Raw genomic sequence first — 12,981 nt, forward strand, 5'->3', positions numbered from 1 at the left:
CCTCCTTCGCTTCGCTCGCTCGCCTGCGAGAGCCTCAGAAGTACATGCGCCCCCGCGCGATGTCGGACTCAGCCTGCCGAAGGGCTTCAGCGACTTCGGGGTCGCTCCCCTCGTACCGCGCCGCCCGAGAGCCGAAGTTGGTGTACCGGTGCATGACGAACCACAGCACGAGGAGCACAGCCAGGACCACGCCGGTTCCGATCCACCACCACATGCGGGCAGCGTAGGTGCGACCGATCGCGGGTGCAACCATTGCGAAGCGCCGTTGACGCTCAGGGGCAAGCCGTCGGCAAGAACGGGGGCTTCCTCCGCCGGCGGTTCCGATCAAGATCGCATCGCCGTCAACGCGGCGTCGATCTCGTCGCCGAGGTACGGCGCGAGTGTCGTCGCGAACGTGTTCGTCAGGTGTGTCTGGTCGCGGTAGACGAGTACGCCGCCGATCACGGCGGGGCAGACCGTGTCGGTGCAGTACGAGTCCGTGAGGTCGACGAGACGGGCAGCGCCGTGCACGCGGTCGACGGCCTCCGCGGATCCGTCGAACCGTGCGAGGGCGTCGGCACGCGAAGAGTCGCAGGCTGGGGTGGTCGGTCCCGACATCTGACCGACGCACGCAACGACATCGGGGCGTGCTGCAGGGTTGTCGCGGAGCGCGATGATCGGGATACCGGCTTCGGCGGCGGCGCTCCATCCTGTGACGAGTCCGTCGACGACCGTCTGCTCGTCCGTGCTCCCCTCCGGCACCACGACCGGGCCGTTACCGCTCGAGTGCGTCACGATCACGCCGTCCAGGTCGGGGTGTGACCGGAGGTGGTCCATGGCGTTCTGCTTCCAGCCGGTGCACGCGTTGACCTGGCGTCTGGACCCCGCCTGCTGCTCGGCAGTCGTCAGGTAGCAGCTCTGGTGACCGGCGACGTCGATGCGCCAGTTGCGCTGCTCCGCGATCCGCGCGTAGGCGTCCACCAGCACGTTGTTGTGCGAGTCACCGATCGCGATGAGGTGCTTCGAGTACCCGGTGGTCGGACCGAGGGAACACACTCGGAACGTGCTCGAGTCGTTCGACCAGCAGGCTGATCGGTTGGCGTCGTCGGCGACCGCGTTCGCTGCGGACGGCACGCGGACGTCGGCGAGGGCTGGGTTCACGCACGGGTCGGCCGAAGCGATCTCCGCCGCGGCTCCGAAGCACGCGACGTTGCCGGAGCCGAGGCGCTCCGCCAGCAGCGCTGTCCGGACCTGCTGGACGTGGAGGGCCGTGAGCGAGGTCGCGCCCAGCGCCACCACGACCAGGGTGCTCAGCACCCCGTAGACCGCAACCCGGCGGGGTCGGAGGCGCCGGACGCGCGCGGAGAACCGGAGCGGCTCCTCGACGAGCAGGGTGGTGGCCGCGCCGAGGGTCAGCGCACCGACGACGATCACGACCTTGTCCAGCGTGGTCGCTTCGTGGCGCGTGACGATCGGCAGGAGGACGATCGCGGGCCAGTGCCAGAGGTAGACGGCGTACGAGATCCGACCGGTGAAACGGACAGGGGCGACATGACCGACCAACTCGAGTCCCGAATGCGAACCGAGAAGCACGACCAGCGTCGCGGACACGACCGGCAGCACCGCCGCGATGCCCGGGAACGGCGTCGCAGCGGTGATGGCGAACAGCGAGACGACCAGCCCGCCGGCACCGACCCAGGCAACGATCGCCCGGGTCGTCCGCGTCCCACTCGACCGCGGCACGCCCAGGGGAATCGTCGCGGCGAGTCCGCCGAGTGCGAACTCCCACGCTCGCGTCGCCGTCGAGAAGTAGGCAATCCCGGACGCGGTCCCGGTCTGCACGATGCTCCACGTCAGCGAGAGCACCACGACGACGCCGAGCACGACGCGGGTCACGACGACCGGGTCGGCTTGTGCTCGGCGTGCGCGGTGCGCGAACCACAGGACCCCGAGCAGCAGCAGGGGCAGCGCGATGTAGAACTGCTCCTCGACCGACAGTGACCAGAAATGCTGGAACGGGGACGCGCCGTTGCCCTCGGCGAGGTAGTCCACCGAATCGGCCGCGAGCTGCCAGTTCTGGACGTAGACGGCCGAGGCGATGAGCTCCCGGCCGTACTGCCCCCAGAGCGCGCTCGGCACCCAGAGGAGGACCGCGACCCCAGTGGCGACGAGCGTGAGGAAGGCGCCGGGGAGCAGTCGTTTCGCACGACGAGCCCAGAACCCGGCGAGAGCGATCCGGCCGGTCGCGGAGACCTCGCGGAGCAGGTGCCCGGTGATCAGGAAGCCCGAGATCACGAAGAAGACATCGACACCGATGAAACCGCCGGGAAGCCTCGTCGGCCACAGGTGGTACAGCAGCACGGCGAGGACCGCGAACGCGCGGAGCCCCTGCACGTCCCACCGCGTGCTGTCCGCCGCAATGCCACGGCCTGTACGGCGCCCTCGCCGAGTCCGCGACGCCACGGTGATCCCAGCCATCACGAGGAGTCTACGAGCTCACACCCGCACATCGGGCTCCGCTTGTGGCAGATGCCGCAGAGCGGAACTGTCGCGCGACCGGGCTCGTCCCCATCGCCGACGGCACTGAGCCCCGACAGAACCTAATCTTGTCGGATGCTCTCCCGACGCGACGCCGCCGTTCGACTCGACATCACCCTCGAGATGGCGACCCACCACGGAATCCCCTCGCGTCTCAGCGAAGCCGAACTCGACGCGATCGAACAGGATCCGCCCGCGTGGCTCGTGCAGTCCCGAGCGAACCGCACGGGTGCCAAGAAGGTCTGGGTCCGCCTCGAGTGCGTCGTCTGCGCGTTCGCCGAAGAAGCGCGGCCGAAGAAGTGGTGGCCGGAGTGGGACTACCTGATGTGCGACTACCACGAGCCGTACCAGGCGCCGGAACCGACCGCGGGGCTCACCCGGCGTGAGGTCGAGGGCATCGGCAGCCGGTTCATCGCCCTCGTCGACGAGCGTCCCTGACTGACAAGCCCACCCCGCCCCTTGGATACGGTCCACCCATGCCCACCGAACGTCGTCGCCTGGTCCTCCCCGGGCAGTACGGGCCCCTGTTCGACGACGGCGGCCCGGCCCTCGTCGTCGAGGCACGCGAGTTCTTCACCGCCCGCCCCGTCCACCGGGCGAAGGCCCACCTCTGGCTGAGCGCCCTGCGCCACCGCGTCCGCGAACTCGGTGACCGTGCCGAGCACGTCCAGGTCGACACCCTCCGCGAAGCGCTGACGGGCCGCGACGACCTCGAGGCGATCGACCCGCCGTTCCGTACCCTCCGCGCGCAGATCCGGCACTGGGGCCGGGACACCGTGATCCTGCCGAGCCGCGGTTTCGTCACCGACGAGGACGAGTTCGCGGAGTGGGCGGCCCAGGGCACGGGTCGGTTCCGCATGGAGGACCACTACGAGCGTGTCCGGCGCCGCGAGGGCTGGTTGCTGCGCGACGGCAAGCCGATCGGCGGGAGGTTCAGCCTCGACGACCAGAACCGCGAGCCGCCGCCGAAGGGTGCGACGACCCTCGGGCTGCCGGAGCCGTGGTGGCCGGACGAGGACGACATCGACGACCAGGTGCGGCACGACCTGGACCGGTGGGAGCGGGACGGCACGGCCCGGTTCGTCGGCCGCGACGACACCCGTCGGTTCGCGGTGACGGCGGACGAGGCCCAGCGTGCGCTCGACGACTTCGTCGCGGTGCGCCTCGGCGACTTCGGGCCGTTCGAGGACGCCACGTTGACGAACGACTGGACGATGGCGCACTCGCTCCTCAGCGTGCCGATGAACCTCGGGGTGCTCGATCCGCGGCAGGCGATCGACGCCGCCCTCGAAGCACACCGCACCGAGGCCGCCCCGCTCGCCAGCGTCGAGGGCTTCGTCCGCCAGGTCGCTGGATGGCGCGACTACGTCTGGCACCTCTACTGGTGGTTCGGCGACGACTACGGCGCATCGGAGAACGCCCTCGGCGCGCACGGACGGCTGCCCGACTGGTGGCGGGAGCTCGACGCTTCCGAGGTCGACGCCGTCTGCGTGCGGACCGCGATCGAGGGCCTGCACGACCACGGCTGGCTGCACCACATCCAGCGCCTCATGGTGCTCGGCAACTGGGCACTGCAGCGCGGCTACGACCCGGTGCACCTGACCGAGTGGTTCACCGACGTGTTCGTCGACGGCACCGACTGGGTGATGCCGGCGAACATCATCGGCATGTCCCAGCACGCCGACGGCGGGATGGTCGCCACGAAGCCGTACACGTCGGGCGGTCGCTACATCGACCGGATGTCGGACCACTGCGGGGGCTGCCGGTTCGACCCGACGAAGCGGGTCGGCGACGACGCGTGCCCGTTCACGGCCGGGTACTGGGCGTTCCTGTCGCGCGTCGAACCGGCGCTCCGCGACAACCACCGGATGGCTCGCCCGCTGCAGCAGATGCGGTCGCTGGCGGACCTCGACGAGGTCGTCGCGCAGGAGGCCCGTCGCACCTTGCCGTGACGTCACCCGGTCCCGATAGGGTCGTGAGCGTGAGCAACGAGGCATTCGACGACCGCTACGAGCTGCGCGAGTTCGCGCCCGGGACGGATGACGAGGGGGCACCGAACGCCGAGACCGGATCGTGGATGCAGGCCGTCGGCCTTGGCTTCCACGAAGCCGATCCGGACGCCGAAGGTGCAGCGCGCATGGCGTCCCACTTCATCGCCGACGAGGAGACCTTCCTGGGCGTCTACGTCCGGAAGCCCTTCCCCGGTTCCGTCGACGAGACCTGGCCCGCAGGCACCTTCACGTGGTTCCGCAAGGCGCTGAGCTGGGGCGACGGGTCGTCCGTCGACACGCAGGCCATCTCCGCGGTCACGGTCCGGCCCACGGAGCGTCGCCGCGGCATCCTGCGCCGGATGATGACGCACGCGCTCGAGCGCGGTGTCGCCGAGGGCTACGCCGTGGCGTCCCTGACCGCGTCCGAAGGCACGATCTACCGCCGCTTCGGCTTCGGCAGCGCGATCCGCGAGCGCGCGGTGCGCGTGCGTCGCGAACGCGCACTCCCCCTCCTCGCCCCGACGTCGGGCTCGGTGTCCGTCGTCACGCCGCAGTGGCTCGCCGACGGCCCCGGCAAGACGGTCTTCGAGCGCTTCCACACCCGCACGCCCGGCTCGATGGTCCGCAACGCGGGCACCTGGCCGGTGGTCTTCGGACTGCTCGGCAACGACGGCCAGAAGGCGAAGGACGTCCGTGCGGCGGTGCACCGTGCCGACGGCACCGACGAGATCGACGGCTACGTCACCTGGCGCGTCAAGGAGGACCGGGGTTCCGACACCGCACTCGAGATCGTCGACCTGGTCTACGCGAACGACCAGGCCTACACGGCGCTGTGGGAGTTCCTGCTGTCGATCGACCTGAACGACGTCGTGAAGTACAACCGCTCGCGGCTCGACGACCCGATCGTCGCGGCCCTCGGCGACAACCGTGCGTACGACGTCGACCACGAAGAGGACCACGTCTGGCTGCGCGTCCTCGACGTGGCCGCGGTGCTCGAGTCGCGGCCGTTCGCCGTCGACGGCTCGCTGACCCTCGCGGTCACCGATGCGCTCGGCCACACGACCGGTACGTACCGGCTGGACGTCCAGGAGGCCCGTGGCAGCGTCACGCGCATCGCCGACGACGCCGACGCGGCCGGTTCCGACGTCCAGCTCGACGTGGCAGAGCTCGGTGCGCTGCTCATCGGGTCGGTCTCGCCCGTCACCCTGGCGGCCGCCGGCCTGGTCCGCGCTGCGGACCCCGCGTCGGTCGAGCTGCTGCGCGCGATGCTCCTGCCCCCGCGGACCCCGCACGGCATCACCTACTTCTGATGGACGTCCAGGACCTGAGCGACGAGGTCGAGGCCGTCTCCGCGTTCTACGCCGAGCGGCACGGCATCGACCGCACCGACGAGTGGTTCGTCCTGAAGCTCGGCGAAGAGGTGGGTGAACTCACGCAGGCGTTCCTCGCGCGCTCGGGTCAGGCTCGGCGCAAGGGCCGCACGGACGACGAGATCGAGCAGGGTTTCCGGGACGAGATCGCGGACGTCCTCGCGCAGGTCCTGCTCATCGCGCGGCACTTCGACGTCCCGCTCGATGCCGCTGTTCGTGAGAAGTGGGCGAAGTGGCACCCCGATCGGCTGGCGGCGGAAGGTTGAGCAGGGCCACGGAGCCGCTGGCACGTGCACGGCAGGTGGTGTCGGCGGTGGCGAGCCGGACACTGCGCCCAGCGCTCGTCGATCGCGTTCAGCTCGACGAGCGGACCATGTCCGCGGTCAGCGCGTTCGACTGGCTGGATGCGGACGGACCCGATGTGGCGCTGCTCGGCCGTACAGCGCAGGATCTGCAGCGTCTGCAGGCGCCGGCCGCGCTCCTGGAGTTCGACCGGATCCACCGGATGCCCGTGAAGGACGACGAGCGGCTCCCGCTGTCGACGCGCATCGTCGAGTTGGTGTTCGAGCGACTCGGATCGTCACGCCCCGTCACCGAGGCGGTACTGAACGCCGCCATCGCGATGTTCTGCGAGGACGTCGCGATCGTCCGACGTGACGCCGTCGACCTCGGTGTGGTCGATCGGACCGACGACGGCTCGTCCTACCGGTACGTGGCGGCGGGCTTCCGCACGGCGTAGCCTCCGCGCCATGAACGACGACGCGGTGGTCGAGTGGCTGCTCGACTCGGACCCGGCGATCCGGTGGCAGGTCGAGCGTGATCTGGTCGGTGCGCCGCCGTCCGTGTGGCAGCAGACCCGGGCGCGGGTCGCGACCGAGGGTCTCGGGGCGGCGATGCTCGCGCACCAGGACCCCGACGGGCAGTGGGCCGGCGGCGCGTACTTCCCGGCGGACTTCGACTTCGACGGTCCCGAGGCGGACGAGCCCGGGCAGCCCTACACGGCGACGACCTGGTCGCTGAACGCCCTGCGCGACTGGGGGCTCGACGCCGCGGTCCTCGGGGACACGGCTGCTCGGCTCGCGACGAACAGCCGCTGGGAGTACGAGGACCTGCCCTACTGGAGCGGCGAGGTCGACTGCTGCATCAACGCCTTCACCCTGGCGAACGGCGCCTGGCTCGGTGCCGACGTCGGGCAGCTGGCGGAGTGGTTCCTCGACCACCAGCTGGACGACGGTGGCTGGAACTGCGAGTGGATCGAGGGGTCGACGGTGTCGTCGTTCCACTCGACCCTCAACGTGATCGAGGGGCTCCTGCAGCACGAGCAGCTGACCGGCGGCACCCACCCCCGCGCGGCGGAACTCCGAGCGGCTCGACTCCGCGGCACCGAGTACCTGCTCGAACGGCGACTGCTGTTCCGGAAGCACGACGGCGAGCTCGTCGGGCCGTGGGCGACCCGGTTCGCGTACCCGCTGCGGTGGATCTACTCGGCGCTGCGGGTCACCGATCACCTGCGGGTTGCTGCGCTGCAGGACGGCACCGCGCCGGACGCCCGGGCAGCCCAGGCGATCGAGGTCGTCCGAGCCGCCCGGAACGACGACGGGACGTGGACCCAGGGGACGCGGCCACCGGGTCGGCAGTGGTTCGAGGTCGACGTCCCCGAGGGCGAGCCGTCGAAGTGGCTCACGCTGTGCGGCACCCGCGTGCTGCGCTGGTGGGACGCCGGCTGAGCTACGCCCGGCGCCGCACCCGCGGGTCGACGAACGCGTAGACCACGTCGACGATCACGTTCGCAGTGACGATCAGCAGCGCCGAGAACAACGTGAAGCCGACGACGACCTGCAGGTCGAGGGTGTGCACGGCGTCGATGAGCAGCGCGCCGAGGCCCTGCATCGAGAACACCTTCTCGGTGATGACCGCACCGCCGAGCAGCGACCCGAGGTCGAGCCCGAACAGCGTCACCACCGGCAGGATCGCGGTGCGCAGTCCGTGCCGCACGACGACCTGTCGCTCGCGCAGGCCCTTGGCTCGAGCGGTCCGGACGAAGTCCTGCGACATCGACTCGAGCATCTCGCCGCGGGTCAGGCGCGCGTAGATCGCGGCGCTGATGAACGCGAGCACGCACCACGGCAGGATCAGGTGGGTGAACCAGCCGACGGGGTCGTCGGTGAACGCGACGTACCCGCTCGTCGGCAGGATGCCGAGCACGAACCCGAACAGCAGGATGCCGAGCAACCCGATCAGGTAGGCCGGCGACGAGACCCCGGCGACCGCGACGGTCATCACGGCCCGGTCGACGAACGTGCCGCGACGGAGCGCCGAGACGGCTCCGCCGAACACCCCGGCGACGAGCCAGAGCACGGCGGCACCGACGGCGATCGACGCGGTGACGGGCAGGCGGGACAGGATCAGGTCGGTGACGCTCTCGTGCAGCTGGAACGAGTACCCGAAGCACGGTGCGGCGCAGGTGATCACGGACGCGCCGCTGCCGAACGTGCGGCCGGTGAAGATCCCCGCCAGGTAGGCGCCGAACTGCACCAGCCACGGCTTGTCGGTGCCCAGGAACGCCTGCACCTCGCGCAGCCGGTCCGGCGTGCAGGGCTTGTCGCAGATCGCCCGCGCGGGGTTCGTCGGCAGCAGCATGAACAGGGCGTAGGTGATCGCGGCGACGACGAGCAGCACGACGGCTGCACCGAGGACGCGGATCGCGATGAAGCGGAAGGTGCTCATCGGCGTGCTCCTCTCGGGTCGAGGGCGTCACGCAGCGCGTCGCCGAGCACGTTGAACGCGAGGGTGATGAGGAACAGTGCCACTCCGGGGAACACGAGGTACATCGGGTCGGTCTGCACCCAACCGACGGCGTCGCCGATGCTGCGGCCCCACGAGGGCGTCGGCGGGGTCACGCCGACCGCCAGGAACGACAGCGCGGCTTCGGCGCCGATCATCGACGGGATCGAGATCGTCGCGTAGACGGTGATCGTCGCCGCCAGGTTCGGCAGCAGCTGGGTGCGGATGACGTGCCACCGGCCAGCGCCCATCGCCGTGGAGGCGACGACGTAGTTCCGACTGACGAGCGACAGTGTCTGGCCGCGGACCACGCGGGCGACGGACGGCCAGCCGAAGAACCCGATGACGAGCACGACCAGGACGGGCTTCGGGAACGACGTCGGCACGATCGCGGTCAGGGCGATCATGAAGACGAGCGACGGGAAGCCGAAGATCACGTCGACCACGCGGGAGAGCACGCGGTCGTACCAGCCGCCGAAGAAGCCGGTGGTGACGCCGACGAGCACCCCGATGACGATCGACAGGAAGGTCGCGGCGAGCCCGATGCCGAGCGACGTCCGGGCACCGTACGTCACGATCGCGAACAGGTCGCGACCGGTCAGCGGCTCGACGCCGAACCAGTGCTCGGCGCTGATCCCCCCGCCGAAGCCCTTCGGCGCCCCGAACGAGTTGAGCGCGTCGATGTCGTACCCGTAGGGATCCTGCCCGGTGACGGCACTGATGAGCGGCGCCGCGACGGCGACCACGAGGAACACGACGATGACGACCGCCGAGGTCACGGCCCAGCGGTCCTGCCGGATGCGGCGCACCACGGCGCGGAAGCCGGTGGTGCGTCCGGACGAGGCCACGGGGCGCTCGACGACGTTGGCGGTCACGAGGACACTCCTTCCCAGGCGCGCCAGGCTTCGCGGCGGGCCGCCTGTCGCACGGGATCGGCGACGGGCGCCGCTGCGAGCAGCATGCGCGTGTAGTCCTGCTGCGGGTCGTCGAGCACGGCGTCCGTGGTCCCCCGCTCGACCACGCGACCGTCGTGCAGGACGACGACCTCGTCAGCGAGCTGCCGGACGACCGCGAGGTCGTGGCTGATGAGGAGCATGCCGAACCCGAACTCGTCCTGCAGCTGCGCGAGCAGGTCGAGCACGGCCGCCTGCACGGTCACATCGAGTGCCGAGGTGGGCTCGTCGGCGATGACGAGCGCCGGACGGAGCGCCAAGGCCCGCGCGACGGCGACGCGCTGGCGCTGCCCGCCGGAGAGCTGGTGCGGGAACCGCTCGGCCCACGACGGGTCGAGCTGCACGGCGGTCAGCAGTTCACGGACGCGTTCCGCACGATCGGCCGCCGAGGCCGTCCCGTGCACGAGCAACGGCTCGGCGATGCTCCAGCCGATGGTCTGCCGTGGGTTGAGCGACGACGCCGGGTCCTGGAAGACGATGCCGACGCGGCTGCGGAGCTCGCGGAGCCGTCGGCCTCTGGCGGTCCGCAGGTCGCTGCCGTCGACCTCGACCGAGCCCTCGACGACGGGCACGAGGCCCGCCAGCGCACGTCCGATGGTCGACTTGCCGGACCCCGACTCCCCCACCAGCCCGACGGTCTCGCCGGCCCGCAGGTCCAGGTCGATGCCCGACACGGTCGGTCCGCCGCGGCGCGAGTACCGCACGGCGACGTCGCGCAGCTGCGCGACCGGCAGCCGGGAGGCGCGACTCGCCTCCGTGAGACTCGCTTCGGTCGGACCGAGACTCGCGTTCGACGACACGGCGTGCGTCCCGGGGGCCGCGTCCTGTCGTCCAGGCCGAGTCTCGGGGCCCGCAGCCGGCGTGGCGGACGTGGGACGGGCCTCCAGGCTGGGGACGGCGGCGAGGAGCTCGCGCGTGTAGTCGGCGGACGGGTGCGCGAAGACCTCGGCCACCGTGCCGTGCTCGACGGGGTCGCCGCGGCGCATCACCAGGAGCTCGTCCGCGACGTCCGCCACCACACCCATGTCGTGCGTGATCAGCAGGACGGCCAAGGAGCGCTCGCGACCGAGTCGGCGGAGCAGGTCGAGGATCCCGGCCTGCACCGTGACGTCCAGGGCGGTCGTCGGCTCGTCGGCGATCAGCGCGACCGGGTCCCCGGCCAGGGCCATCGCGATCATGGCGCGCTGCAGCTGCCCGCCGGACAGTTCGTGCGGGTACGCCTTGCGGATCCGCTCGGGGTCGGTGAGGCCTGCGGCACGCAGCAGCTCGTCGACGCGCGCGGAGACCGCTGCACGATCCAGGTCCGTCGGGTGCGCCCGGATCGCCTCGGCGACCTGCGTGCCGATGGACAGCACCGGCGTGAACGAGTTCATCGGTTCCTGGAACACGACGCCGATGCCGGCGCCGCGAACGGCACGGAGCGTGTCGTCGGAGGCGCCGACGAGTTCCTCGCCGCGGAACCGGACGCTGCCGGAGACCCGCGCTTCGGGCGGCAGCAGACCGAGCACGCTCATGGCGCTGACGGACTTGCCGGAGCCGGACTCGCCCACGAGCGCGAGCACGCGTCCGGGGGTCAGGGTGAAGGAGACGTCACGGACGACGGGCTCCGCGTCGCCGAACGCGACGCGGAGCCCCTCGACCTCGAGCAGCGGCGAACTCACTTCGCGAGCGAGACCTTGAGGTAGTTCGGGTACGCCGGGAAGTCCGCGATCTGGAAGTTCTGCACGTTCGAACCGGCCAGGAACGACTGCTTCGCGTAGGTCAGCGGGACGATCGGCGCGTCGGCCATGATCTTCTTGTCCGCTTCGACCCACAGCTTCTGCGCGTCCTGCTGGTCGACGGTGGCGCTGGCCTTCTTGATCAGGGCGTCCACGTCGGGGTTGCTGTACTTCGAGACGTTGTAGCCGCCGCCACCGATCTGCGACGAGTCGTAGAGCGGCTGGATGTTGGCGTTCGCGCTCGGGAAGTCCGGCTGCCAGCTGAACAGCGCCAGGTCGAAGTCGGTGCCGTCGGTCGTCGCGGTGTAGAACGAGTCCGCGTCGAGCGGCTTCAGCGTGACGGTGATGCCGGCGCGCTTGAGGCCGGACTGCAGCGCCTGCGCCTGGGCGAGGTAGGTCGGGTCGTTCTGGGTCGCCAGGGTCAGCTTGAGGTCGGACACGCCCGCGTCCTTGAGGAGCTGCTTCGCCTTCGCGACGTCACCGTTCGCGCCGGGCTTGTACAGGTCGTAGTCCTCGCGGCCCGCGATGCCCGGCGTGATCAGGGTCGTGGCGTACGAACCGGCGAGCGCGCCGCCCGCAGCGATCCGGTACGACTTCTTGTCGACGGCGTACTGCAGGGCCTGACGGACCTTGAGGTCCTTGAGCGATCCCTTCTGGGTGTTGATCGCCATGTAGTTGATCGGGCCGGCCTTCGACGTGGCGAGGCGGTCCTGGGCGGCGGGGTTGCTCCGCACCTGGTTCAGCTCGGCTGCGCCGAGGTAGCTCGCGCCGAAAGAGTCCTTCGCGTCACCGTTGTCGGCGATCAGCGTCTGCGTGACGGTCGACGGATCCTGGCTCTCCTTGAACACGACCTTCGACGGGCCGGCGGTGCGGACGTCGTCGGTCTTCGCGCTCCACTCCTTGTTCCGGACGAGGGTGATCTGCGAGCCCTGGGTGTTCGACTGCACCTGGTACGGCCCGGACGCGACCGGCTTGCTGTCGTACGCACCCGTGTCCGTGCCGTCGCCGTCGGGAACCGGAGCGAACGCCGGCATCGACACGAGCCACGGCCAGTCGCCGTACGCGGCGTTGAGCTTGAAGACGATGGTCGAGTCGTCAGGCGTCTCGATACTGTCGAGGGTCTTGCCGTCGAACGGGCCCTTGTAGTCCTCGCCACCGACCAGGAGCGACTTGTGGTAGCTCAGGCCACCGGTCAGGGTCGGCGCGAACGAGCGCTCGATGCCCCACTTGATGTCCTTCGTGGTGATCGGCGTGCCGTCCTGGAACTTCAGCCCGTCCTTCAGGTGGTACGTCCAGGTCTTGCCGCCGTCGCTCGAGTCGCCGGTGTTCGTCGCCAGGTCCGGCACCACCTTGGCGGCCTTGCCGGGCTCGACGTCCCACGCCGTCAGCCGGCGGAGCACCAGACCCAAGGTGGTGATGTTCAGGTTCTGGCTCGTCGCCGGGTCGAGGTGCACCGCGGTGGCCGTCGTCAGGATGTTGAGCGTGCCGCCCTTGGCCGTGCCGTCACCGTCGTCGGACGAGCTCCCACCCGAGCAGCCGGTCAGGACCAGGGCTGCTGCTGCGGCGACGGCCGCGGTGATCGTCAGGCGGTTCGGGCGTCTCATGACGGTGGTGCTCCTCGTGGGAAGGGTGGTGGCGACCGTGCTGC

Annotated in this window: 12 protein-coding genes; 6 read left to right on the plus strand and 6 right to left on the minus strand. The window is 70.4% G+C overall.

The genetic code is table 11. The features are described 5' to 3' along the window. Positions 1–34 precede the first annotated feature (34 nt). Complete coding sequence (locus EDF31_RS08480; protein WP_131845817.1) at positions 35–214, minus strand: hypothetical protein; 180 nt, start codon at positions 212–214, stop codon at positions 35–37. A gap of 110 nt (positions 215–324) precedes the next feature. Further along, the gene (locus EDF31_RS08485) at positions 325–2,457 is read right to left on the minus strand and encodes an acyltransferase family protein (protein WP_123291945.1); all 2,133 of its coding nucleotides are present in this window, start codon (positions 2,455–2,457) and stop codon (positions 325–327) included. Between the two features lie 135 nt (positions 2,458–2,592). On the opposite strand from EDF31_RS08485, the gene EDF31_RS08490 reads away from it, so the two are divergent. The 6 genes from EDF31_RS08490 to EDF31_RS08515 all read left to right on the plus strand — a co-directional run bounded on the left by EDF31_RS08490 (position 2,593) and on the right by EDF31_RS08515 (position 7,605). Beyond that, complete coding sequence (locus tag EDF31_RS08490; RefSeq protein WP_123291944.1) at positions 2,593–2,955, plus strand: hypothetical protein; 363 nt, start codon at positions 2,593–2,595, stop codon at positions 2,953–2,955. A gap of 38 nt (positions 2,956–2,993) precedes the next feature. Further along, positions 2,994–4,469 (plus strand): cryptochrome/photolyase family protein, encoded by a 1,476-nt coding sequence (locus EDF31_RS08495; RefSeq protein WP_131845818.1) that lies wholly within the window; start codon positions 2,994–2,996, stop codon positions 4,467–4,469. A gap of 29 nt (positions 4,470–4,498) precedes the next feature. Then, positions 4,499–5,818 carry a GNAT family N-acetyltransferase gene (locus EDF31_RS08500; protein WP_131845819.1) on the plus strand — a complete coding sequence of 440 codons (1,320 nt, stop codon included), beginning with the start codon at positions 4,499–4,501 and terminating at the stop codon, positions 5,816–5,818. Next, positions 5,818–6,144 (plus strand): MazG nucleotide pyrophosphohydrolase domain-containing protein, encoded by a 327-nt coding sequence (locus EDF31_RS08505; protein WP_131845820.1) that lies wholly within the window; start codon positions 5,818–5,820, stop codon positions 6,142–6,144. Before EDF31_RS08500 ends, EDF31_RS08505 begins: the two co-directional genes overlap by 1 nt. Positions 6,145–6,251: 107 nt before the next feature. Continuing rightward, positions 6,252–6,617, plus strand: a complete 366-nt coding sequence (locus EDF31_RS08510) for a DUF2087 domain-containing protein (RefSeq protein WP_131845821.1) — start codon at positions 6,252–6,254, stop codon at positions 6,615–6,617. A 10-nt stretch (positions 6,618–6,627) separates the two neighbouring features. Further along, positions 6,628–7,605 (plus strand): squalene cyclase, encoded by a 978-nt coding sequence (locus EDF31_RS08515; RefSeq protein WP_131845822.1) that lies wholly within the window; start codon positions 6,628–6,630, stop codon positions 7,603–7,605. A 1-nt stretch (position 7,606) separates the two neighbouring features. On the opposite strand, the gene EDF31_RS08520 is transcribed toward EDF31_RS08515, so the two are convergent. Genes EDF31_RS08520 through EDF31_RS08535 form a run of 4 tightly spaced genes read right to left on the minus strand, consistent with a single transcriptional unit; the run spans position 7,607 to position 12,937 of the window. Beyond that, the gene (locus EDF31_RS08520; RefSeq protein WP_131845823.1) at positions 7,607–8,605 is read right to left on the minus strand and encodes an ABC transporter permease; all 999 of its coding nucleotides are present in this window, start codon (positions 8,603–8,605) and stop codon (positions 7,607–7,609) included. After that, the gene (locus EDF31_RS08525) at positions 8,602–9,537 is read right to left on the minus strand and encodes an ABC transporter permease (protein ID WP_123291939.1); all 936 of its coding nucleotides are present in this window, start codon (positions 9,535–9,537) and stop codon (positions 8,602–8,604) included. Before EDF31_RS08525 ends, EDF31_RS08520 begins: the two co-directional genes overlap by 4 nt. Beyond that, the gene (locus EDF31_RS08530; protein WP_131845824.1) at positions 9,534–11,276 is read right to left on the minus strand and encodes an ABC transporter ATP-binding protein; all 1,743 of its coding nucleotides are present in this window, start codon (positions 11,274–11,276) and stop codon (positions 9,534–9,536) included. The genes EDF31_RS08525 and EDF31_RS08530 overlap by 4 nt, the downstream gene beginning before the upstream one ends. Further along, the gene (locus EDF31_RS08535; protein WP_165901369.1) at positions 11,273–12,937 is read right to left on the minus strand and encodes an ABC transporter substrate-binding protein; all 1,665 of its coding nucleotides are present in this window, start codon (positions 12,935–12,937) and stop codon (positions 11,273–11,275) included. Before EDF31_RS08535 ends, EDF31_RS08530 begins: the two co-directional genes overlap by 4 nt. Positions 12,938–12,981 lie beyond the last annotated feature (44 nt).

This window comes from Curtobacterium sp. PhB142, from assembly GCF_004341255.1.
GTDB lineage: Bacteria > Actinomycetota > Actinomycetes > Actinomycetales > Microbacteriaceae > Curtobacterium.

What these genes read in the sequence shown, in the direction of transcription:
- EDF31_RS08535 (WP_165901369.1), bottom strand. Translation starts at nt 12,937, where the DNA reads ATGAGACGCCCGAACCGCCTGACGATCACCGCGGCCGTCGCCGCAGCA.
- EDF31_RS08480 (WP_131845817.1), bottom strand. Translation starts at nt 214, where the DNA reads ATGTGGTGGTGGATCGGAACCGGCGTGGTCCTGGCTGTGCTCCTCGTG.
- EDF31_RS08515 (WP_131845822.1), top strand. Translation starts at nt 6,628, where the DNA reads ATGAACGACGACGCGGTGGTCGAGTGGCTGCTCGACTCGGACCCGGCG.
- EDF31_RS08505 (WP_131845820.1), top strand. Translation starts at nt 5,818, where the DNA reads ATGGACGTCCAGGACCTGAGCGACGAGGTCGAGGCCGTCTCCGCGTTC.
- EDF31_RS08485 (WP_123291945.1), bottom strand. Translation starts at nt 2,457, where the DNA reads ATGGCTGGGATCACCGTGGCGTCGCGGACTCGGCGAGGGCGCCGTACA.
- EDF31_RS08520 (WP_131845823.1), bottom strand. Translation starts at nt 8,605, where the DNA reads ATGAGCACCTTCCGCTTCATCGCGATCCGCGTCCTCGGTGCAGCCGTC.
- EDF31_RS08510 (WP_131845821.1), top strand. Translation starts at nt 6,252, where the DNA reads ATGTCCGCGGTCAGCGCGTTCGACTGGCTGGATGCGGACGGACCCGAT.
- EDF31_RS08490 (WP_123291944.1), top strand. Translation starts at nt 2,593, where the DNA reads ATGCTCTCCCGACGCGACGCCGCCGTTCGACTCGACATCACCCTCGAG.
- EDF31_RS08495 (WP_131845818.1), top strand. Translation starts at nt 2,994, where the DNA reads ATGCCCACCGAACGTCGTCGCCTGGTCCTCCCCGGGCAGTACGGGCCC.